This is a genomic window from Pseudactinotalea suaedae, assembly GCF_009733815.1.
Taxonomy (GTDB): Bacteria; Actinomycetota; Actinomycetes; order Actinomycetales; family Beutenbergiaceae; genus Pseudactinotalea; species Pseudactinotalea suaedae.
The window spans coordinates 220777-242822 of record NZ_WNXY01000003.1; the positions used below are offsets into that span (position 1 = coordinate 220777).

General features: G+C 71.7%; 14 protein-coding genes. 3 read left to right on the top strand and 11 right to left on the bottom strand.

The window, feature by feature from the left end; translation table 11 throughout:
* Positions 1–16: 16 nt before the first annotated feature.
* Genes GPA04_RS06595 through GPA04_RS06605 form a run of 3 tightly spaced genes read right to left on the bottom strand, consistent with a single transcriptional unit; the run spans position 17 to position 2292 of the window.
* A complete protein-coding gene (locus tag GPA04_RS06595; protein ID WP_156223282.1) occupies positions 17–1486 on the bottom strand; it encodes an RNB domain-containing ribonuclease in 1470 nt (489 codons plus the stop codon).
* Positions 1487–1493: 7 nt separating this feature from the next.
* A complete protein-coding gene (locus GPA04_RS06600) occupies positions 1494–1925 on the bottom strand; it encodes a hypothetical protein (protein ID WP_156223283.1) in 432 nt (143 codons plus the stop codon).
* 10 nt (positions 1926–1935) lie between these two features.
* Positions 1936–2292 (bottom strand): sterol carrier family protein, encoded by a 357-nt coding sequence (locus GPA04_RS06605; RefSeq protein ID WP_156223284.1) that lies wholly within the window; start codon positions 2290–2292, stop codon positions 1936–1938.
* 63 nt (positions 2293–2355) lie between these two features.
* Here GPA04_RS06605 and treS point away from each other — a divergent pair, with 63 nt between their 5' ends.
* Together treS and GPA04_RS06615 are read left to right on the top strand one after the other, a co-directional pair.
* Positions 2356–4095, top strand: coding sequence for a maltose alpha-D-glucosyltransferase (gene treS, locus GPA04_RS06610; protein WP_156223285.1), 1740 nt, complete (start codon positions 2356–2358; stop codon positions 4093–4095).
* Entirely contained in the window at positions 4092–5579 is a 1488-nt protein-coding gene (locus tag GPA04_RS06615) for a maltokinase N-terminal cap-like domain-containing protein (protein WP_162458536.1), read from the top strand. The genes treS and GPA04_RS06615 overlap by 4 nt, the downstream gene beginning before the upstream one ends.
* A 412-nt stretch (positions 5580–5991) precedes the next feature.
* Here the strand turns inward: GPA04_RS06615 and GPA04_RS06625 are convergent, their stop codons facing one another.
* The 7 genes from GPA04_RS06625 to purL form a co-directional block, all read right to left on the bottom strand.
* Positions 5992–10950 (bottom strand): ExeM/NucH family extracellular endonuclease, encoded by a 4959-nt coding sequence (locus GPA04_RS06625; RefSeq protein WP_156223286.1) that lies wholly within the window; start codon positions 10948–10950, stop codon positions 5992–5994.
* 189 nt (positions 10951–11139) lie between these two features.
* Positions 11140–12156, bottom strand: a complete 1017-nt coding sequence (gene rsgA / locus GPA04_RS06630; RefSeq protein WP_241680645.1) for a ribosome small subunit-dependent GTPase A — start codon at positions 12154–12156, stop codon at positions 11140–11142.
* Positions 12157–12204: 48 nt separating this feature from the next.
* Positions 12205–12744, bottom strand: coding sequence for an AAA family ATPase (locus GPA04_RS06635; protein ID WP_156223288.1), 540 nt, complete (start codon positions 12742–12744; stop codon positions 12205–12207).
* On the bottom strand, positions 12744–13733 hold the full coding sequence (locus tag GPA04_RS06640) for an NAD-dependent epimerase/dehydratase family protein (protein ID WP_156223289.1): 990 nt from the start codon (positions 13731–13733) through the stop codon (positions 12744–12746). The genes GPA04_RS06635 and GPA04_RS06640 overlap by 1 nt, the downstream gene beginning before the upstream one ends.
* Before the next feature lie 138 nt (positions 13734–13871).
* Positions 13872–14924: a hypothetical protein gene (locus GPA04_RS06645; protein ID WP_156223290.1), complete on the bottom strand. Its 1053-nt coding sequence runs from the start codon at positions 14922–14924 to the stop codon at positions 13872–13874.
* A gap of 229 nt (positions 14925–15153) precedes the next feature.
* Positions 15154–16770, bottom strand: a complete 1617-nt coding sequence (locus tag GPA04_RS06650; protein WP_156223291.1) for an FAD-dependent oxidoreductase — start codon at positions 16768–16770, stop codon at positions 15154–15156.
* 48 nt (positions 16771–16818) lie between these two features.
* A complete protein-coding gene (gene purL, locus GPA04_RS06655; protein ID WP_156223292.1) occupies positions 16819–19146 on the bottom strand; it encodes a phosphoribosylformylglycinamidine synthase subunit PurL in 2328 nt (775 codons plus the stop codon).
* Between the two features lie 183 nt (positions 19147–19329).
* Here purL and GPA04_RS06660 point away from each other — a divergent pair, with 183 nt between their 5' ends.
* Complete coding sequence (locus GPA04_RS06660) at positions 19330–21225, top strand: beta-propeller domain-containing protein (protein ID WP_156223293.1); 1896 nt, start codon at positions 19330–19332, stop codon at positions 21223–21225.
* A 26-nt stretch (positions 21226–21251) separates the two neighbouring features.
* On the opposite strand, the gene GPA04_RS06665 is transcribed toward GPA04_RS06660, so the two are convergent.
* The gene (locus tag GPA04_RS06665) at positions 21252–22043 is read right to left on the bottom strand and encodes an HAD-IIA family hydrolase (protein ID WP_156223294.1); all 792 of its coding nucleotides are present in this window, start codon (positions 22041–22043) and stop codon (positions 21252–21254) included.
* Between the last annotated feature and the right edge of the window lie 3 nt (positions 22044–22046).

Genomic DNA, 22046 nt, shown 5'->3' on the forward strand with positions numbered 1-22046 from the left:
GGGCTCGCGACGGCGGTCAGGGGTGACTGAACGCGACGGTGCGGGTGGTCGGGTCGGCCTCCGTGAGCGTGACGGCGGTGGCCTCGCCCAGCGGCAGCGCGGGTCCGAGCACGGTCGCCTGCACCGCGGGTTCGGCCACCACCACGGTGCCGCGCTGCTGGGTCGCGTCGCCCTTGGGCTCGTTCACCTCGACGACGACGCCGTCGAAGCTCTCCCCCACCCGGGAGGCGAGCACCAGCGCCTCGAGCAGGTTGACGCACTCCCGCTCGTAGCCGTTGGCCCGGTGGCCGGCGCTCGCCATCTGCTGGGGCAGCTGCTCGAGACCGGCGCGCACCCAGTCGGGCACGTCGGTCCCGGCGGTCGCGGCCAGGCAGATCTCCTGTCCGTACCGGTCGACCAACCGCCGCAGCGGCGCGGTGACGTGCGCGTACTCCGAGGCGATCGCCCCGTGCGGGGACGCCGGGGGCAGGTCGCCGTCGAACGTGAGGTAGCCGGCGCCGCGGAACAGCGTGGTCGCGGCGTCGAGGAACGCCGCGTGGGCGGGGACCGAGGCGTCCAGACGGCGGAGCATCGCTCCGTAGGCCTCGCCCTGCTCCCACGCCACGCCCAGGCCGCGGGCGGCGTGCCGCAGCCGCTTGACGTCGCGCGGGTCGGCCTCGGGCAGGGTCCGGAACACGCCCATCCGCTTGCGGCGCATCAGCCCCGCGGCCGCGATGCCGGTCAGCAGCGAGATCTGGGCGTTCCACTCCTCGACGTCGAGGGTGGCGCGGTAGCGGAGCTCGTAGTGGTCGCCCACCCGGACGACCTCCTGCTCGGGGATCCGCAGCGAGGCGCCCCCGCGCTCGATCTCGCGCTCCTGGCGCAGCGTGCCGATCTCGCGCAGCAGCTCGAGCATCGCCGGGACGGCGGCGTGGTCGCCGCCCTCGCCGCCCTCGTCGCCGTCGAGGGCCGCCTGCACCTGCTCGTAGGTCAGCTGGGCGCGGCTGCGCACCATGGCGCGGCGCACGCCTGCCTCGACGATCTCGCCGCTCGCGTCCAGCTCGATCCGCCACACGCAGGCAGGACGTGCCTGCTCGGGCAGCAGGCTGGCGGCGCCCTCGGCGAGCGCCGCGGGGTGCAGACCGATGCGGCCGTCGGGCCCGTAGAACGTCAGGCCACGCTCGTGCACCTCGGTGTCGAGCGCGCCGCCGGGGGTGATGAACGACGCCGGGTCGGCGATCGCGTACTGCACCAGGTAGCCCTCGCCCTGACGGGACAGGTACAGGGCCTGGTCCAGGTCCCTGGACCCGGGTGGGTCGACGGTGACGAGCTCGACGTCGGTGGCGTCGAGGTCGTGCCGGGGCGGTGCGGCCGCGGCGCGCTCGGCCTCCGCGAGCGCCTCGGCGGAGAACTCGCCGGGCACCTCCAGCTCGGTACGCAGCGCCGCGAGCGCGGGCTCGACGTCGGCGGCGGTGACGCGATCGAGAACGAAGCTGCGAGACGGCACCGCTACCTCACTTCTGTCGGCGTGACCGGCGGTCGAGGAGCAGCGCGAGGCCGCACATCAGCAGCGCACCGATCGGGACGAAGATCGCGCACATCAGCCAGAAGAAGCCCCACGTGTTCGACGCCCACGGGCCGCCCGCGAGGGCGATCGTGTCCGGGTGCGCGAGGCGGGTCTGCACGAACGCCGCCAGCATCCCCAGCAGCACACCGATGGTCACGAACCGGCCGAACCGGGGTGCGCGGCGCACCCGGGTGGGGTCGACGGCGATCTCGTTCGCCTCGCGCGGGTCCGCGGCCTCGCCCTGGCCCGGGTCGCCGTCGGGCTCACCCGCGGCAGGACGCTCGACCGGGTCACCCACGCCGGGGCCCTCGACCGGATCCGCCGGCACCGTGGCGGCCGTGTCCGGCTCGTCGCCCTCCGGTTGCTGCACCGTGCTCATTGCGGTGACGCTATCCCACGAGCGGGAGCAGGTCGGACAGGTCGGCGCGCAGCCCGGAGGCGCTGACATCACCGGCCGCGAGCGCGTCGGACCACACGAGCGCACCCGTGGCCAGCAGCAGCCAGGTCTGCATCGACATCTCGACGACGTTGGGTGGCGTGCCGCGGGTGTGCCGCGGCCCCTCGACCACCTGCACCACCCCGGCAGGCGGTACCCGTACCTCGACCGCGTGCCCGGGCGCTCGCTCGCCGAGCTCTTCCAGCAGATAGCGGACCGCCCGGATGGTGCTCGCACGGTCGGCCGTGCCCGCCTGCCACGAGACCAGAGCGGCCTCGCCCTGAGAACGCGAGATACGCCGTCGGGCCATGGCACGAATCTAAACCGAGCCGTTCCGGTTGCGTGCCTGCGTCGCAACGGCCAGTGTGGTCCGGTGACCGACGTCAGACCAGCGCAGCCGCCCGGCGACCTCCTCAACCCGAGCACCGACACCGAGTGGTTCAAGACCGCGGTGTTCTACGAGGTCCTCGTCCGTGCCTTCTACGACTCCGACGGCAACGGCACGGGCGACTTCCAGGGCCTCACCGAGAAGCTCGACTACCTCGCGTGGCTGGGGGTGGACTGCCTGTGGGTCCCCCCGTTCTTCAGCTCGCCGCTGCGCGACGGTGGCTACGACGTGGCCGACTACACCGAGATCCTCCCGGACATCGGCACGGTCGAGGACTTCCGGGCCTTCGTGGCGGCGGCGCACGCGCGCGGCATCCGCGTGATCATCGACTTCGTCATGAACCACACCTCCGACGCGCACCCCTGGTTCCAGGCCTCCCGCTCGGACCCGGACGGCGAGTACGGCGACTTCTACGTGTGGTCCGACACCGACGACCTGTACAGCGAGGCACGGGTGATCTTCGTCGACACCGAGCCCTCGAACTGGACCTGGGACCCGGTGCGCCAGCAGTACTTCTGGCACCGCTTCTTCTCCCACCAGCCGGATCTGAACTTCGACAACCCGGCCGTGCTCGAGGCGATGCTCGAGGCGATGGACTTCTGGCTCGCCATGGGCCTGGACGGCTTCCGGCTCGACGCCGTCCCGTACCTGTTCGAGCGCGAGGGCACCAACGGCGAGAACCTGCCCGAGACCCACGAGGCGCTCCGGAAGGTGCGCCGGTTCGTCGACGAGAAGTACCCGGGCACGGTGCTGCTGTGCGAGGCGAACCAGTGGCCCGCGGACGTGGTGGAGTACTTCGGCGGCACGCACGACGAGGAGGGCAACTGGGTCGGCGACGAGTGCCACATGGCGTTCCACTTCCCCGTGATGCCACGCCTGTTCATGTCGGTGCGGCGCGAGTCGCGGTACCCGATCTCGGAGATCATGGCGCAGACGCCGTCGATCCCCGACGGCTGCCAGTGGGGCATCTTCCTGCGCAACCACGACGAGCTGACCCTGGAGATGGTCGCCGACGAGGACCGCGACTACATGTGGGCCGAGTACGCGCAGGACCCGCGGATGAAGGCGAACATCGGCATCCGCCGCCGGCTCGCCCCGCTGCTCGACAACGACGACAACCGCATCGAGCTGTTCCACGCGATGCTGCTGTCGCTGCCCGGGTCGCCGGTGCTGTACTACGGCGACGAGATCGGGATGGGCGACAACATCTGGCTCGGTGACCGCGACGGCGTGCGCACCCCGATGCAGTGGACCGGTGACCGCAACGCCGGGTTCTCCCGCGTGACCCCGGGGCGGCTGCACCTGCCGGTGATCCAGGACCCGGTGTACGGGTACCAGAGCGTCAACGTCGAGGCGCAGACGGAGAACCCGTCCTCGCTGCTGCACTGGACCCGGCGGATGATCCACATCCGCAAGCGCCACCCCGCGTTCGGGCTCGGCTCGTTCATCGACCTCGGAGGGTCGAACCCCTCGATCCTGTCCTACGTGCGCGAGCACGCCGGGCCGGACGGGACGGACGACGTGATCCTCTGCGTCAACAACCTCTCGCGCTTCCCCCAGCCGGTCGAGCTGGACCTGCGGGCGTGGGAGGGTCGAGTACCTGTCGAGCTCGTCGGCGGTGTGCCGTTCCCCGCCATCGGAGAGCTGCCGTACCTGCTCACGCTGGGTTCGCACGGGTTCTACTGGTTCCGACTCACCACACCACCAGCCGAGGTCACGCCATGACGCCGCACCCGAGCCCGTTCCCGCACCCCAGCCCGCTGCCGCTCGACGCGCTGCCCGACCATCTCGCCGCCGCCCGCTGGTTCGGCGGCAAGGGGCGACCCTTCACGGTCAGCTCGGTGACGCGCGTCGCGGAGATCCCCACCGAGGGCGAGCCGCGGGTCGTCATCGACATCGTGGAGGTCAGCTACTCCGACGGCGCCGAGCCGGCCACCGAGCACTACCAGCTGCCGCTCTCGCTGTACGCGCACCCGCAGGAGCGGCTCAACCACGCGTTCATCAGCTGGTACGCCGACGACACCGTGGACGCCGCCGACGAGAACGAGTCCTGGCGGCACGCCTACGACGCCGTGCACGACCGGGAGGCCATGGCCGCCTGGTTGGCGGCGTTCGCCGCCGTCGAGCCCGACGGCGGAGCGAAGGTCACGGGCTCGGGCTCGACCGGTCTGGTGCTGCGTCGGGTACCCGGGCACGAGCTCGACCCCGAGGCGGTCTCCACACCGTTCTCGGGCGAGCAGTCGAACTCCTCGGTCATGTTCGGCGACGACTCCCTCATGAAGGTGTTCCGCAAGCTGACGCCGGGGGTCAATCCCGACATCGAGATCCACGACGTGCTGACCCGCGCCGGGTCGGAGCACGCCGCCGCGCTGTACGGGTGGGCCGAGCTGGCCACCGAGGACGGGTTGCTCCAGCTGGCGTTGCTGCAGCAGTTCCTCAAGACCGCGAGCGACGGCTTCGAGCTGGCGCTGGCCTCGGTGCGAAACCTGTTCGCCGAGGCGAGCGTGAACCTCGACGGCGAGCTGTCGGTCGCCGAGGCCGGGGGCGACTTCGCCGACGAGGCGCACCGCCTGGGCGAGGCGCTCGCGGAGGTGCACGCCACGATGGCCGAGCACTTCGGGAGCGAGCCGCTGCAGCCCGCCGATCTGGCGGCCCTCGGTGACCGGATGAGCGCACGCCTGGACGCGGCGGTGGGCGTGGTGCCCGTGCTCGCGGAGTACCGGGACCGGCTGCGTGCCACGTTCGCGGCCACCGCCGGGCTGACCGGGGTGACCAGGCAACGCGTGCACGGCGACCTGCACCTGGGTCAGACGTTGCGCACCGTGGTCGGGTGGAAGCTGGTGGACTTCGAGGGCGAGCCCGCCAAGCCGCTGTCCGAGCGGCGCGAGCCGGACTCACCCTGGCGCGACGTCGCCGGGATGCTTCGCTCGTTCGACTACGCCGCCCACGCCGTCGTGATGACGGCGGAGAGCGCCGACAGCAGCGACGACCCCGAGCTGCGCGAGGACCGTGCTCGTGCCTGGGCCGACCGCAACGGCCACGCCTTCCTGGCCGGCTACCTCGGCGACCGCGACCTGACACCGGACGAGGATGCGCTGCTGCGCGCCTACGTCGCCGACAAGGCTGTCTACGAAGCGGTCTACGAGGCCCGCAACCGCCCAGGCTGGCTAGCCATCCCCCTCACCGCCCTGGCCGACCTCGGTACCTGACCCCACCGCCACCTCGCTACCCCGAGCACATCGGCCCCACCGAGGGGGCCCCGGGCCGCCGTCCAGCTCACACCCCCACAGGGTGCGGCGACGCACGCCCTGAGCGGCGCGAAACTGAGAAGTCGGCCCTATCGCCAAGGTAGCCGACCTCGCAGCGGGGCGGGGGGGGGGGGGGGGGGGGTGGGGGGGGGGGGGGGGGGGGGGGGGGGGGGGGGGGGCGGGGCGGGGGGGGGGGGGGGGCGCCCCCCCCCCCCCCCCCCCCCCGCCCCGCAACCCAGCCCAGCCCCGCACGCTTCGCGCGCTTCGCGCGCTTCGCGCGCTCCCGCAGCACACCGCAAACGCGAGAAGAGGGCGGGTGGCCGCAGCCACCCGCCCTCATCTCCTCACCCCCTGCGAGTGACCGCCGTCAGGCTCACGGCCACGGCCACCACGGGAAGAGCAGCTTCAGCAGCCCCCACAGCCACTTGGCGAACTCCTCCCAGGGCTCCCACGGGTCGGGCGCCGGGTTGTCGGCGCCGATCGTGACCTCGAACGTCCCGGTGGCCGACACGTTGCCCGCCGAGTCGTGCGCGTTGTACTTGATCGTGTACGTGCCGTCCGGCAGCTCGACCGTGGCGGTGTGGGTGCCGCTGACGGCACCGTTCACCGGCGACTGCGTGCTGCGGACCAGCGTCCCGTCCTGGTAGACGTTGGCGACGATCCTGCTGAGCCCGTTCGCGTCGCTGGCATCCACCTGGATGGTCAGCGTCTCGAACGGTCCGGAGCTCGTCGGGGACACCAGCGTCGCGACCGGCCGCGTGGTGTCGATGACGACCTCGAAGGTCGACGTCCTCGACACGTTGCCCGCGAGGTCGTGCGCGTTGTACCTGATCGTGTACGTGCCGTCCGGCAGCTCGACCGTGGCGGTGTGGCTGGCGCTCAGAGCGCCGTCGACCCGGCTCTGGGTGCTCCGGACGAGCGCGCCGTTCTGGTAGATGTTCGCCACGATCCGGTTGAGTCCGACCTCGTCGGTCGCGTCCACCTGGATGCTCAGCGTCCGGAACGGGCCGGCGGTGGTGGGTGCCACCAGCGTCACCAGCGGGCGCGTGGTGTCGACCACGGCATCCTCGACGGTGACGGTGGTGGTGTAGACCACGCCGTTGACGTCGTCGCTCACCACGAGCTCGACCTCGCCGGTGATCCCGCTGGGGATCTCGGCCACCACCGACGCCCGCCCGACCTCGTCGGTCGTGCTGACGATCGAGGTATCGACCTGGAAGGTCCCCAGGTCGACGCCGTCGAGCGTGGCCGTCACCTCGGTGGGCTTGACCTCGTCACGGCTGAAGGCCAGCGACGAGAGGTCGAGCGCCAGCTCGTCACCGGCGGCGTAGGTGGCCGTCGGGTCGGAGACCCAGCTGACCCCGATCGCCCGCTGGACGACGTCCGGGGACGCGGAGCCGAACTCGGCCATGTAGTCCACCATCGCGACCAGGTCGCTCTGGCCCGAGTCCTGGGTGCCGGTGCCCTCGGCGAGAGTGCCGAAGTTGTCGCCACCGGAGGCCAGGAACGAGTTGACCACGACCGTGTACGGCTCGTCGGGGTCGATCGGCACGCCGTCCAGCGACATCCCGAGGATCCGCTCACCGGCCGCCGCGTCCGGGTCGTAGGTGTAGGTGAAGCCGGCCGAGACACCCAGTCGCAGGAACGGTCGCGAGGCTGTCGCCGGCTGCCACTGCTCCTCGAGGACCTGGGCCAGCTGGGCACCGGTGAGAACCGTGGTGACCAGGGTGTTGGCGAACGGCTGGACCACCGCTGCCTCACGGTAGGTGAGCACACCGTCGCCCTCGTTGGCGGACGCCACGTACGTCATGTCCGCACGGAGCCCGCCCGGGTTCATGAAGGCGATCTGCGCAGCCGGGTTGGTCCGCTGCGCCGCCCAGAGCTGGACGTCGGCGACGAAGTTCCCGAGGGTGGACTCGCCGCCCCGGTTCTCCGAACCGTCCTCCTGAAGCGCTCGGCCGAAGTCTGCGGTGATCTCACCGAGCGGCACCGCACCGAGCTCGTTCGCGACCTCGACGGCCGCATCGACGATCGCCTGCACCTCCGGGTCGCCCGCGCAGTAGGTCTCCCGCGGGATCGGCGGTGTCGCACGGCTGTCGCCCGGGACCGGGACCATGTCCACGTTCTCGGCCGTCGCTGCCGTGACCTCGCCGGTGGCGCGGTCGACGGTCAGCGCCAGGTTGCCCAGGCTCTCGCCGTACTGACCGGTCTGGGTCACCCACATGCCGTCCACGTCGTGCAGGTAGACCTGGTGGGTGTGTCCGGAGATGATCGCGTCGATGCTCGGGTCCGCTCCGGCGACCAGGTCGCCGTACGGCGTGCCGTCGGCGCTGTCCAGCTCTGTGCCGGGCGCGCCGTCGTGCACCAGCACCACGATCACATCGGCCTCGCCGTTGGCGTCGTCACCGTCGGAGAGCTGGGCGGCGTAGGTGTTGACCGCCTGACCCATGTCGCTGAACGTCAGACCCTCGATGCCCGCCGGTGACACCAGGGCCGGCATCTCCTCGGTGATGGCGCCGATGAAGCCGACGGCGATCCCGTCGACGTCGAGGATCGTGTACGGGTCGTACACCGGGTCACCGTTCGCGTCCACGATGTTCGCTGCCACGTACGGCCAGTCGGACTCCGGGATGACGCGTTCGTTCACGTCCTCCTGGCTCTGGTCGAACTCGTGGTTGCCGAACGCCGAGACGTCCAGGCCGATGTGGTTGAGCACGTCGAGCGTGGGCTGGTCGTTCTGGATGAACGAGGTGAACGTCGACGCCCCGATGTTGTCCCCGGCCGAGAGGAAGATCGTGTTCGGGTTGGCCTGCCGGTAGCTGTCGACGGTGCACGCCAGCACCGCAGCGCCCGCGGACTGGCCGTCCGCCTCGATCCGACCGTGGAAGTCGTTGATCGACAGGAGGTTGATGTCCACCGTGGGTGTGACCTCGTCCGGGACGTCGATCCCGACGAGGATCGGGTCGTGGTCCGAGGCCCGGAACGGTGTCCCCTCCTGGACGTGCGTGCTCGCGAAGTAGTTGTAGCGGGAGTACTCGGCCAGCACCGACTCGGCCGAGTTGATGCTCCACACGTCCACGCCGGAGACGCGGGCGCCGGCCGAGGCGTTGGCGAACACGTGGTCGAGGGAGCCGACCTTGCCGTCGAAGACGTAGGTGGTCTCCTGGGAGAAGGCGGTGTTGAGGTTCGTGTACCCGGCGGTCTCCAGCGCCACGAGCGGGTTCTCCGCACCGTAGGAGTTGAAGTCACCGAGCAGGAAGATGTCCTCGATGCCCGCCGCGTCGGCCACGTCCTCGGCGAACGCGGTCAGGGCCTGCGCCTGAGCCACCCGGTCGCCGTCGAAGCAGCCCTCCGGCAGGTCGCCGCAGTCACCGCCCTTGGACTTGAAGTGGTTCGTGACCGCGAGGAAGGAGTACTCGGTCCCGACGACCGTGAACGCCTGAGCCAGCGGCTCGCGGGCGTTGCTGAAGGCGCTCGAGCCGACCAGCACCACCGACTCCCCGGCCGGCGTCACGCTTGCCGGCTTGAAGATGAAGGCGTTCCGGATCACATCCTGCTCGGCCAGCTCGGGCAGCTGCGCCGGCGAGGCGGCGTAGTCCCAGGTGCCGGCACCGGCGTCGGCGTTGAGGGCGGCCACCAGCGCCGCGAGCGCCTCGTCCCGGTCCTCGCCGAACTTCGCCGAGTTCTCGATCTCCTCGAGGGAGACGACGTCGGCGTCGAGCCCGTTGATCGCCGCGACGATCTTGTCCTGCTGGCGCTGGAGGTTCGTCTCGTCCCAGGCACCGCGGGCGTCGCAGCCGCCGCTGACCGTGATCGGGTTGCCCGCACGGTCGGTGTAGGGCTCGCAGCCGGCGAGGTCGACGCCCAGGGTCGTGAAGTAGTTCAGGACGTTGAAGGTGGCGATGGTGACGTCACCACCGACATCCTCCGGCGCGGCGTTCGCGGCCTGCGTGTTGCCGCCCGAGACCAGGACCACGTCGTCGCCGTTGCCGGTCACCGGAGTCGCCGGCTGGAAGTTCCACTGGAACCGGTAGTCCACGACCACCGGCGACACGAAGTGCAGCTCGGCACCGGTGCGCACGTCGGGGTTGCCCGTCAGGTAGGGCACATCGGCGTCGACATCGGTGCGTTCGGACTGGCCGTCGTCGAGCGTGACGGAGCGGGCGGCGTTGTCGGCGGCGACCTCGTCGAACTCGGCGGTGCCCGGGAGGGCGACGTCGGTCTCCTGGACCAGCGGGCCGTCGAGACCCAGCCCGATCGAGCCGAAGCGGGTGTTTCCCCAGCCACCGAGAGCGTAGGTGTCCGAGACCACGTAGCGCGCGGCCGGTTCGACCAGCATGCCTTCGAAGACCTCGCGTCCGGCCTCCTCGGCAGGGAGCACGAAGTCGGTGATCGGCTGCACCGGCTCGAACGCCTCGGTCAGCTGCGTGACGCCGCCCGCGGGCACCGTGAGCTCGGTGAGACCGTTGAACTCGGTGACCGTGCCGGTCACCTCGATGTGCTGGCCGATCGCCACCTCGCCGACCGTGGCCTCGGAGAACACGAAGATGCCGTCCGACGCGGTCCGGCTGCCCGGATCGACGTCGCCGCCGCTGCCCGCGGTCTGGATGTAGTAGCCGTCGAAGCCGCCGGTCGGGTAGACCCCGGTCACGACGCCCGTGGTGGTGACGGTCTGGCCCACGAGGGTCGAGGCGTCACCGGTGCCCTGGATCTCCGCGATCGTCACCGGGTCGCCGGGCTCAGGATCGGGATCCGGGTCGGGGTCACCGCCGGTGTTGAGGGCCCCGAACGTGCTCGCGGCCGGGCCGGTCCACGTCCCGTCGATGCGTTGCAGGGACTGCCCGGCCGGGGTGGTGTTCGTCTCGGCGACCCCGATGTCGGTGCTGGTCAGTCCGTCCGCGGCGCCGCCGACCCCCGTGAGGACGCCTTCGTAGGAGAGGAACTCGACGACGGCACCTTGCAGATCGACCAGAGCGACGCCGTCGGAGACGCCGTTCTGGATCCCGTCCGACGGGTACTCGGCCACCGCGACGCCTGCCTCGCCGACCACACCGGACAACGTGCTCGTGCTGTACACGGCGCCGTTGCTCCCGTTGTAGAGCACCAGGCTCCAGCCGCTCAGGTCGGTGCCGACCGGCGCCTGGATCTCGATCGCTTCACCGGCGTCGGTGCTGGCGTTGTCGTAGTGGATCTCGCTGATGAAGATGTCGCCATCGGTCGTGACGGCGAGGGCGGGGGCGGCCATGAGGCCGAATCCGGCGAGGGAGAGCGCTGTTGCTGCGGCGAGTGCACGGACGCCAGGACGGGCGGGCGCGAGCCGGGAAGAGGACATGCGTGACCCTTTCGGGGGTGTGATCCAGGACACGGAGAGCCCCGACGGTAGCGGAGGCCGTCAGCCCGTGGAGGTCGATTCGATGACGAACATGAAACATTCGTCCATCGGGCACCGGACTCACGGAACGTTCGTCCATCGTTCACCTCCCGTCACTTCCATCACCCGCGGGAGCGCGTCCCGGGCGGGTCACCCCTCGACGTGGATGTGCCCGGAGCGCCGCATCGACCTGATCGTGCGGGCGAGCTGCTTGGCCTCCCGCGTCTTGGCCGCCGCCACCCGGGCGTCGGCACGCGCCGCCTGGCGCGCGGCCTCTCGACGAAGCGAGTGCCAGGACTCGAGCCGACGTTCGGGCAGGTCACCGGCGTCGACCGCCGCGACGACGGCGCAGCCTGGCTCGGTCGTGTGGAGGCAGTCACGGAATCGGCACCCCTGGGCGAGGTCCTCGACGTCCGAGAACGTGGCGGCGACCGCGGCCTCGGTGGCGACCAGCCCGATCGACCGGACTCCTGGGGTGTCGATGAGCCACCGGCCGTCGGGCAACCCGATCAGCTCGCGGTGGGTGGTGGTGTGCATGCCGCGCCCGTCGCCGCGCACCTCACCGGTGGCCATGACCTGGCCGCCGGCCAGGGCGTTGACCAGGGTCGACTTCCCGGCACCCGACGGTCCGACGAGCACGAGCGTGCGCGCCGGCCCGATCACCTCGACGAGCTCGGGCAGCCCCTCGCCGGTGCTGGCCGACACGGCGACGACCTCGACGCCGGGGGCGACCTCGCGCGCGTGCTCGAGCCAGCGCTCGGTGTCGTCGACGAGGTCCGACTTGGTCAGCACCACGAGCGGCGTGGCGTCCGAGCGCCAGGCGATCGTGACCAGCCGCTCGATGCGGCCGAGCGAGGGCTCCGGCTCGAGGTGCTCGGCGATGAGCACGACGTCGACGTTGGCGGCGATCACCTGCACCCGCGAAGTCGTGCCGACCGTGTCGCGCACCAGCTCGGAGGTCCGGGGCAGGATCAGGGTGCGGTCGCCGTCACGTACCGCTCGGTCGCCCACGGCCGGGACGACCGGGTCGCCGACGGTCATCGGCAACGTGCCGTCGCGATCGGTGCGGACGACGAGGGTCTCGCTCGAGGGCACGGCGGCGTCGCCGTCAGGCGTGATCCTGACGGCTCCCCTGTCCACGCGCGCCACGCGCCACATCGAGCCCATCGCCATCAACGCTAGGCGCGGGCGGCAAGCGAATACCCTCCCCGGCGATCAGCTGCGGTCGGGCACCCAGCCCAGCAGCGCGAGGATCTCCTCGACGACGGCCTCCCGCGGGCGCCCGTCCGTGCTCACGACGTGGTCGTCGAGAGCGGCTCGGTCCAGGGTCGCCGCCAGCTCCGGGGCACGGGCCACGTGCCAGTCCCGCTCCGCGTCGGTGGCCGAGCGCGCGCTGACCCGCTCCTGCAGCACCGCCACCGGCGCAGTCAGCCGGATCAGTGTCGGCCGCAGCCCGAGCGCCTCGGTGAGGTGGTCGCGCTGCGTCTTCGTCTCCACAACTCCCGCCAGCACCAGCGAGGTCATGCCGTGCCGGGCGTAGACCGCGGCGACCGCGGCCAGGTTCTCCCACGTCACGGCGAGCCGGAACGGGTCGCCCGGCGGCGCCGGCCATCCCGAGGCGAGATGGTCGAGGTCGACGACGGCGCCCGGCACCCCGGCCGCCGCGAGCGCCGTCCCCAGCGCGGACGCCGTGGAGGTCTTGCCCGAGCCGACGCTGCCGTTGAGCAGCACCGCACGCCGCAGGGAGGGCGGCATCAGCGGCTGCTGAGCGCCGTCAGCAGCTCGAGCTCCTCCGTGCGTGTCAGGCCGGCGCGACGACCGCGGTCGAAGCCGAGGCGGCGCTCGTCCGTGAGCGCCTCGTCGATCATGCGGCGGTAGGGACGCCAGCCCAGACCGGCGTCGCACGCGCGCCGCGAGGCACGCGTGACCGTCAGCTCATGGCCGGCGGGCAACCAGAACGGCAGCGACCGCGGCCCCATGAAGTAGCCGACACCCTGGGCCAGCAGCCAGTCGTGGTCGGCCGTGACGACCGGCCCGCTGTGCCCGGCGGCCGTGCGCGCCTGAGCGATCAGGTCGGTGAAGGCGATCGGCTGGCCGTAGGTGTCGTAGATGCCGTGCTGGCTCGGGTCGGCACCCACCGCGACGAGCCAGGTCGCCAGGTCCGCGGCGCTGACCGTCTGCACCTGTGCGTCGCCGAGGTCGGGCAGCAGCACCGGCTCGCCGCCCGCGCGGGCGAAGGCCGCGGGGTAGTACCCGAACCGGTCCGAGCCGTCGCCACGCCCGCCGATCAGCCCGGCGCGCGCGATCACGGCCCGGTCGCCGAGACGGGTCGTGACGATGTTCTCGCACGCCACCTTCGCGCAGGCGTACTGGTCCGCATCGGCATGGTCGGCGTCGAGGGGGTCGTGGAGCGGGTCCGTCTCGTCACCGGCCGGGGTGTCCGTCGCGCGGTACACCGAGCCGGACGAGACGTAGGCCCAGCGGGCCGCCCGGTCACCCAGGGCGTCGACCGCCGAGCGCACGAGGCCAGGCTGCCACGCGACGTCGAGCACCAGGTCCCAGTCCCGGCCGCGCACGTCGTCGTACGCCCCGGGATCGGCGCGGTCCGCGCGCACGAGTCTCACGCCGTCGGGCACCGCTGCGGTCCCACGCGCCAGCGCCGTGACCTCATGACCGCGGGCCAGACCGGCGCGGGCGATCTCCCCGCCGAGCCACCCGGTCCCTCCCAGCAGCAGCACGTCCATCGCCCCACCTTGCCACGCCGGCCCCGGACCACCCGTCCCCCACGCCCCACCTCGGCCAGCCCGGCCCCACCCCGCCCAGCTCTCCCCTTCTCGTACCTGAGCGCGGTTCTCGTACCGTGCGCACTACGAGACGCGCGCTCAGGTACGAGAACCGCGCCCGGGACGGAGCTGCAACGCGCGTCGTGCCGTCCGTCCGACCGGGACCGGGAACGCGTTGCGGAGCCGCTGGCCAACCGCAGGCGGATCGAGCAGGTCGGCTGTGGTGAACCGCTCGAACCGCACGATCGGCGCTGCAGTCCGCCGGATGAGGTCCTCCCGTTCCTTCTCTTCGAGGACGATCCTGGCCGCGCGCGCTGGGTCCCGTTCGTCGCCCGCGTACTTGACCGCGCCGTCGAACTCCGCCACCAGCAGCCAGCGACCCGCTGGGCCCTCGCCCTCCCACCCGAGGTCGGTGAAGAACTGTCGGGCCCTGGATGAGCAGACGATGCTGCACATCCGGTTCCGGAAGGCCCGCGGTGAGTGCGATCCAACGCAACCGGCTCTCCGGCGGCGTGTCCGCGAAACCCGTGCCAGCGGCGATGACGGCGCGAGCCCGTACCACCCCCGGCACCGACCCGAGGCCGGAAGACGGCGCAGCACCGTCGCCCGCAGCCGTTCCTGCCGCACGACGGACTTCTCCCAGCGGTGCACCGACACCCGCGCGAGCCGTCGGAAGGCACTGTCGACCACGACCAGCGCCCGATCGGCGGGCAGGAACCGGGCGCAGTCGAGGATCGTGCGGACCGCTGCGGTGGCCGGCAGCCCTTCGATCACGATCACGTCATCGTCGACGAGCTGGGCACGCACGTGGCGCTCGACGTCATCCGTTCCGACGCCACCTGGGTTGACCGTCTGGATCAGCCGGATCCGATCGTCCACCGTCGCGACCGACCAACCGTGCAGCAGGGCTGCCGTCTCGTGGCTGAAGGCGAACCTGGTGGTGTAGGTCGCCGCCACCGCGACGCACCGCGCCAGCATCATCGTCCGACGACGCTCCCACCTCGCCTGCGCAGGATCCGGTCGGATGTAGGCGCCACGTCGCAGTCTCGTCAGGGCGCCGGCCTGGATCGCCGGGCGAAGCGTGTCGAACCCGTGATCGCGGGTCGTCATCACCTCGGGCAGCTCGATGGGCATGTCGACCTCGATGGGCATGTCGACACCGTGGCCCACATCCACACAGGCCGGTAGGCGCGTCCCGTGGCTGCTGTGGATGGACGTGCATCGGCGAGCCCTGTGGATGACGCGCAGGATGCAGCCGACATTCTCGTAGCTGAGCGCGGTTCTCGAACTGTGCACGCTACGAGAACCGCGCCACGTTACGAGAAGGCGGTTCCCGGAGGCAGGAGACCGGGCCGCGCCGAGGCCGGGTGGGCGGCGCCCATCAGACCAGCGCCAGGTACTGATGGACGAAGGCGATGCCCATGCCACCCTCACCGACGCCCGCGGCGACCCGCTTGACCGAGCCCGAGCGGACATCACCGATGGCGAAGATGCCCGGGACGCTGGTCTCGAGCGCGAACGGACGGCGAGCGAGCGCCCAGTGCCCGCGCTCGGCGGCGTCGGGGCCGGTGGCCACGAAGCCGTGCTCGTCGCGTGCGATCTCCTGGGGCAACCACTGGGTGACCGCGTCCGCGCCGATCATGACGAACAGCACCCGCGCCGGTCGTCGCGTGGTCGACCCCGTCTCGGCGTCGGGCCCGCGGACCTCGATCTCCTCCAGGTCGGCCTCGCCGTGGAGGGCGACCACCTGGCTGCGCGTCTCGACGCGGATCGCGGAGTTGGCGGCGATCTGATCGATCAGGTACCGCGACATGCTCGTCTCCAACGACGCGCCGCGCACCAGCATGGTGACCGACCGCGCGAACCGCGAGAAGAAGATCGCAGCCTGACCGGCGGAGTTGCCCGCCCCGATGATCACGATGTCCTGCCCCGCGGTGAGCGCCGCGTCGCTGCGGGCCGCGCCGTAGTAGACGCCGCGTCCCAGATAGCTCTCGACGTTCGCCACCCCGAGCGTGCGCCACTCGACGCCCGTGGCGATCATGATGACGCGCGCACGCAGCGTCTGGCCGCCGTCGAGCACGACGGCGTGCTCGCCGGGTGTGAGCGAGGTGACCGACCGGGTCACGACGATCTCAGCACCCAGGCGCTTGGCCTGCTGCAGGGCGCGGCTCGCGAGCTCGTCCCCGGAGACACCGAAGGGGAAGCCGGTGTAGTTCTCGATCCGGCTGGACGTGCCGGCCTGCCCGCCCGGTGCCAGGCACTCGACGACCAGCGTCCGCAGCCCCTCGGCCGCGGCGTTCACCGCCGCCGTGAGGCCCGCGGGGCCGGCGCCCAGGATCACGACGTCGTACTCCTCGTGGGTCGGCTCGACGTCGAGCCCGACGGCCACGGCCGCCTCCCGCATCGTCGGCGCGAGCAGCCTGGTGCCGTCACGCAGCTCGAGGACCGGGTCGGTGACGACGTCGCCGTCGGGCAGCACCCGCTCGATCGCGACCTGGTTCCTGGTCAGGAACGTGGCGAGCTCACGCACACGGGCGTCGACGCGCGGTCCGTGCAGCCGGGCCACCGGGTCGGGCTGGGTGGCGGCCCAGGTCTGCAGATCGCCCAGGTAGCCGCGCGCGACATCGCCCACCGTGGTCGTCACCGAGGGCGCCATCGCCGCGAGCGTGTAGTACTCGGCGGGGCCGAGTCGCAGCACGCGCGAGGCCCGCGTCGCCCTGCCGCTGGCGGGGAACTTCGTGCTCAGCGTCATCGGCACCTCGCCGAACGCCATGCCGTGGGTGCGCTCACCGATGACCCGTTCGTCGCCGTTGACGATCTTGGTGATCTCGACGTGACCCTCGAGCACCACGAACAGCGACCGCTCGTCGCCCTCGTGCGCGAAGTACTCACCCGGGACGAGGTGGATGTCCTCGACCGCTCCGACCAGGTGATCCAGGGCCGGCTGCTCGAGCGCGGCGAACAAGGGGACCTCGCGGAGCTCCGCGCTCGTGATCACGGCCAGACGCTACCGCGCCGGGCGGTCCAGCCTCTAGGGGCCCGCGCCTCAGCCGAACGCCTGCGGCAAGGTGCGCCCGCTGACGTCGCGAAGCTCGCTGACCGGGATGCTCACCTCGTTCGCCCCCGGCAGCGTGAGCGTCAGGCTGTCGCCGCCCGTGACACCGACACCGGCTGCCGGCACGCCGTGCTCGGCGGCGAGCAGCAGGAGGCGGTCACGGTGATCCGCGCGCACGGCGACCAGCGCGCGGGCGCCGGACTCGCTGAAGAGCGCGGACGTGGCGTCGACGCCGTCACGCGTCGCCGGCTCCTCGAGCGCGACGGTGGCACCCAGGCCGAACCGCAGCACGCTGTCGACGAGGGTCTGGGCCAGCCCACCGACCGAGACGTCGTGCGCGGCGGTCACGAAACCTCCGCTCGAGGCCTGCACCAGCACCTGCGCGAGCGCGCGCTCGGCCGTCAGGTCCGCCATCGGCGGGCGGCCGCCGAGGTGGCCGTGCACCACGCCCGACCACGCCGATCCGGAGAGCTCCTCGCGGGTGGTCCCGAGCAGCACCAGCTCGAGACCGTCCTCGCGCCAGCCCGACGGTGTCACCCGAGCCACGTCGTCCAGGACCCCGAGCACCCCGATCACCGGGGTGGGGTTGATCGAGGCGTCGATGTGCCCGACGCCGACGTCACCGGCCAGGGTCGAGTTGTACAAGGACACGTTGCCGCCGGTCACCGGGACGCCGAGCTCGGCGCACGCGTCCGCGAGGCCGGTGATCGTCTGCACCAGCTGCCACATCGCGTCGGGGTCCTCGGGCGAGCCGATGTTGAGGCAGTCCGTCACCGCGAGCGGCCGCGCACCGACCGTGGCGACGTTCCGATAGGCCTCGGCGAGCGCGAGCTGGGCACCCGTGTACGGGTCGAGCTTGCTGAACCGGCCGTTGGCGTCGGTCGCGATGGCGACCCCGAGCCCGCTCTCCTCGTCGACGCGGACCACGCCGGCGTCGTCGGGCTGGGCGAGCGCGGTGTTGCCCTGCACGTACCTGTCGTACTGGTCGGTCACCCAGGACTTGCTCGCCAGGTTCGGGGAGCCGGCGACGGCGAGCACCTGAGCGCGCAGCTCCGCCGCCGTGCCGGCCCGCGGCAGGGCCTCGGCGGCGTCGGCGTTGAGGGCGTCCTGCCAGGCCGGCCGCGCGTGGGGGCGGTCGTACACCGGGCCGTCGTGCGCGACGGTGCGCGGGTCCACGTCGACGATGCGGTGACCGTGGTGGTCGATGGTGAGCCGACCGGTGCCGGTGACCTCGCCGATGACGGCGGACTCGACGTCCCACTTGGTGGTGATCGCCAGGAAGGCGTCGAGCTTGTCGGGCGTGACCACCGCCATCATCCGCTCCTGCGACTCCGACATCAGGATCTCGCCCGCGGTCAGGCTGGGGTCGCGCAGCAGCACGTTCTCGAGGTCGACGTGCATGCCGCCGTCGCCGTTGCTGGCGAGCTCGGAGGTGGCGCAGGAGATGCCGGCCGCGCCCAGGTCCTGGATGCCCTCGACCACGCCGGCGGCGAACAGCTCGAGGCAGCACTCGATGAGCACCTTCTCCATGAAGGGGTCACCGACCTGCACGCTGGGCCGCTTGGACGGCTTGTCGGCGTCGAAGGTCTCGGAGGCGAGGATCGAGGCACCGCCGATGCCGTCGCCGCCGGTGCGCGCACCGAAGAGGACCACCTTGTTGCCGGCACCGGAGGCGTTGGCGAGGTGGATGTCGTCGTGGCGCAGCACCCCCACGCACAGCGCGTTGACGAGCGGGTTGCGCTGGTAGGAGCTGTCGAACTCGGTCTCACCGCCGATGTTGGGCAGGCCCAGGCTGTTGCCGTAGCCGCCGACGCCACTGACGACGCCATGGACCACGCGTGCGGTGTCGGGGTGGTCGATCGCACCGAAGCGGAGCTGGTCCATGACCGCGACCGGGCGTGCGCCCATCGAGATGATGTCGCGCACGATCCCGCCGACGCCGGTCGCCGCACCTTGGTAGGGCTCGACGTAGCTGGGGTGGTTGTGGGACTCGACCTTGAACGTCACGGCCCAGCCGTCGCCGATGTCGACGACGCCCGCGTTCTCCCCGATGCCGACCAGCAGGTGCTCGCGCATCTCCTCGGTGGTCTTCTCGCCGAACTGCGCCAGGTGGATCTTGGACGACTTGTAGGAGCAGTGCTCGGACCACATCACCGAGTACATCGCGAGCTCGGCGTTGGTGGGCCGACGGCCGAGGATCTCGCGGATCCGGGCGTACTCGTCGTCCGCCAGGCCCAGCTCCCGGTACGGCTGCTCGAGATCGGGGGTGGCGGCGGCGGTCTCAATCGTGTCGGCAGGGCCGGCAGCAGCAGGGGTCACGTGCACTTCCTTCGGGCGCGGGCAGGCGGGGCCAAATCTACGTCAGCCGCGGCGGGTGGGACGAAGGCGTCCACGGCCGGTGGCCGCCCCGCCGTCGAGAACCGAGCCCCGGCCGCGCGTCGGCGAGGCGACCGCCACGACAGAGGGTTGAAACCGGGACGTCGCTGGTGACACAGAGAGGACATGAGACCCACGCGAGGTGTGCTCGCCGTCGCCGCGATCGGTTCCTTGCTGCTGACAGCGTGCACAGCCACGCAGCTCCCTCCGCCGCAAGCGGCAGGCCCGGGTGCGATCCCGTTGGCCGCGTTCGACTCGTGCGACGACCTGCTCGCCCACCTCAAGGGCGAGGCGGCCGAGCAGGTGACCGCGTGGGGCCTGGGGCCGTCCGGGCCGATCATGTTCGCCGCTGAGGACCAGGCCGTGACCGACGGTGCGGAGAGCAACGCCGGTGGCGGCGACTCGGCCGTCTCGAGCACCAACAACCAGGTCGAGGGCGTCGACGAGGCGGACGTCGTCAAGACCAACGGCGAGGTCGTCGTCACGTCGGTCAGCGGCAAGATCCGGGTCGTCGACGCCTCGACGGCCGAGGTCGTGGCCACGATCGCTGTGCCCGGTATGTCCGAGGGTTTCGCCGAGCTGCTCCTGGACGGCGACGACCTCGTGGTGCTCGCCGCCGAGTGGGGTGGCTGGGCGGCCGACGGCGCCGCGCCCGTGGAGCGCACCACGATCCACCGCGTGGACCTCAGCGACCCGGCGAACCCGCGAGCCGTGGGCAGCACCCGGGTCGAGGGCAGCTACCGCTCCGCGCGGATGATCGACGGCACCGTGCGGCTCGTGCTGGTCAGCCAGCCCCCGGGCCTGGCGTTCACGCACCCCGCGGACGGCTCCTTGTCGGCGGAGTCCGACGCGCTGGAGGCCAACCGGCAGATCGTCGCCGACTCCACGATCGACGACTGGCTGCCGCACCGGCAGCCGATGGACGCCTCAGGTAACGGTGGCGAGCCCGAGCTGCTGCTCGACTGCACGGCGATCGGCCGCCCTGGCGACTTCAGCGGCTTCTCGACGGTCTCGGTGATCACGCTCGACGACGACGGCGACGCCACCCCGACCTCGGCGGCGGGCGTGCTCGCCGAGGCAGGGACCGTGTACGCCTCGACCGACCGGCTGATCGTCGCGACGACCCCCTGGTGGATGTTGTGGGCGCAGGACACCGACGACGGCCCGCACACCGACCTCCATGCCTTCGACATCTCCGAGCCCGGCGCCACGACCTACGTCGCTTCGGGTCGGGTCGAGGGATGGCTGCTCAACCAGTTCTCGCTCGACTCCGCCGACGGCATCACGCGCGTGGCGACCACGCGCAACCCGCCCTCGGCTGCCGAGCCGAGCTCGTCCTCGCTGGTGGTGCTCACCGAGGACGGCGACGAGCTGGTCGAGGCGGGGCGCGTCGACGGTCTCGGCGAGACCGAGCAGATCTATGCGGTGCGCTACCTCGGACCCGACCTCGCCGCCGTCGTGACCTTCCGGCAGACCGATCCGCTGTACCTCATCGACACGAGCGACCCGAGCAGTCCGCGGGTCACCGGTGAGCTCAAGATCCCCGGCTACTCCGCCTACCTGCACCCGTGGGGCGAGGACCGGCTGCTGGGGGTCGGCCAGGACGCGACCGACGAGGGTCAGACCACCGGCTTGCAGGCGTCGCTGTTCGACATCGCTGACACCGCCGCACCGGAGCGGGTGGGGCTCCTCACCTGGGAGCACACCTCGTCGACGGTGGAGTGGGACCACCGAGCGTTCCTGCTCTGGGAGGACCGGGTGTACCTGCCGGCGGAGACCTACGACTGGGAGTCGGACACCGACGGCACCGGCAAGCTGCAGATCGGGATCGTCACGGTCGACCTCGCCGACGGCACCCTCACCGAGGGTCCACGCATCGACACGGCGGGGGCGAGCGATGCGTGGGCGGGCAGCGTGATCCGGGTGCTCGTGACGGGCGACACCCTCTGGGCCGTCGGGCAGAACGACCTCTACCGGTTCGACCTCGCCACGCTCGAGGGTGGGCACGTCACCAGGATCTGACCCGGCCGACCTGGCTCGGTGTGGTCTCAGACCAGGTCGGCGACGCCGTCGAGCACATGGGCGGGGCGCTGCCGCTCGGGCAGCGCGCCGGCCTCGGCGGCGGTCGAGTCACCCGTGAGCACGAGAGCGGTGGCCGTCCCGGCGGCCACACCCATGGCGATGTCGGTCGCCAGCCGGTCGCCGACCATCAATACGCGGTCGAGCGAGATCTCCGACCCCGCCAGCGCGAGCTCCAGCACCGCCGGGTCGGGCTTGCCGAAGGTCCGCTCGCAGCGTGTCCCCGTGCTGGCCTCGATCGCCGCGACGATCGCTGCCGCGTCCGGCTCGCCGCGCCCGCCCGGGTACGGGCAGAACCGGTCCGGGTTGGTGCTCATCAGGCGTGCGCGCCGGTGGTACCAGATCGCGTCGAAGGCGATCTGCAGCTTGGCATAGCTGAAGGATCGGTCGTAGGAGGCGAGCACGATGTCGATGCGCTCCGGGTCCTGCCCGACGGCGATGCCCGCCTCGGTCAGAGCGCTCACCACGGGCTCGGGCGCGATCGGGAAGACCACCGCGTCGGGGGCGTGCTCGAGCAGCCAGCGGACCGCCGTCACCGTCGGGGTGAGGACCTCGTCGAGGTGGACCTCGATGCCGAGTCGGGTGAGCTTGTCGACGTACTGCTGCGGCGAGCGAGTGACGTTGTTGGAGACGAACCTGACGAGCGCCCCGCCCTCACGGAGCGAGGCGACGGTCGCGGACGCACCCGGGAGCAGGTCGTCGCCGAGGTAGAGGGTGCCGTCGAGGTCGAAGACGTAGGCGTCGTAGCGCGGGAGGGGCACCTC

Coding starts and splice junctions, on each gene's coding strand:
- GPA04_RS06600 (WP_156223283.1), bottom strand. CDS start 1,925: ATGAGCACGGTGCAGCAACCGGAGGGCGACGAGCCGGACACGGCCGCC.
- GPA04_RS06605 (WP_156223284.1), bottom strand. CDS start 2,292: ATGGCCCGACGGCGTATCTCGCGTTCTCAGGGCGAGGCCGCTCTGGTC.
- GPA04_RS06615 (WP_162458536.1), top strand. CDS start 4,092: ATGACGCCGCACCCGAGCCCGTTCCCGCACCCCAGCCCGCTGCCGCTC.
- GPA04_RS06625 (WP_156223286.1), bottom strand. CDS start 10,950: ATGTCCTCTTCCCGGCTCGCGCCCGCCCGTCCTGGCGTCCGTGCACTC.
- rsgA (WP_241680645.1), bottom strand. CDS start 12,156: ATGGGCTCGATGTGGCGCGTGGCGCGCGTGGACAGGGGAGCCGTCAGG.
- GPA04_RS06635 (WP_156223288.1), bottom strand. CDS start 12,744: ATGCCGCCCTCCCTGCGGCGTGCGGTGCTGCTCAACGGCAGCGTCGGC.
- GPA04_RS06640 (WP_156223289.1), bottom strand. CDS start 13,733: ATGGACGTGCTGCTGCTGGGAGGGACCGGGTGGCTCGGCGGGGAGATC.
- GPA04_RS06645 (WP_156223290.1), bottom strand. CDS start 14,924: ATGCCCATCGAGGTCGACATGCCCATCGAGCTGCCCGAGGTGATGACG.
- GPA04_RS06660 (WP_156223293.1), top strand. CDS start 19,330: ATGAGACCCACGCGAGGTGTGCTCGCCGTCGCCGCGATCGGTTCCTTG.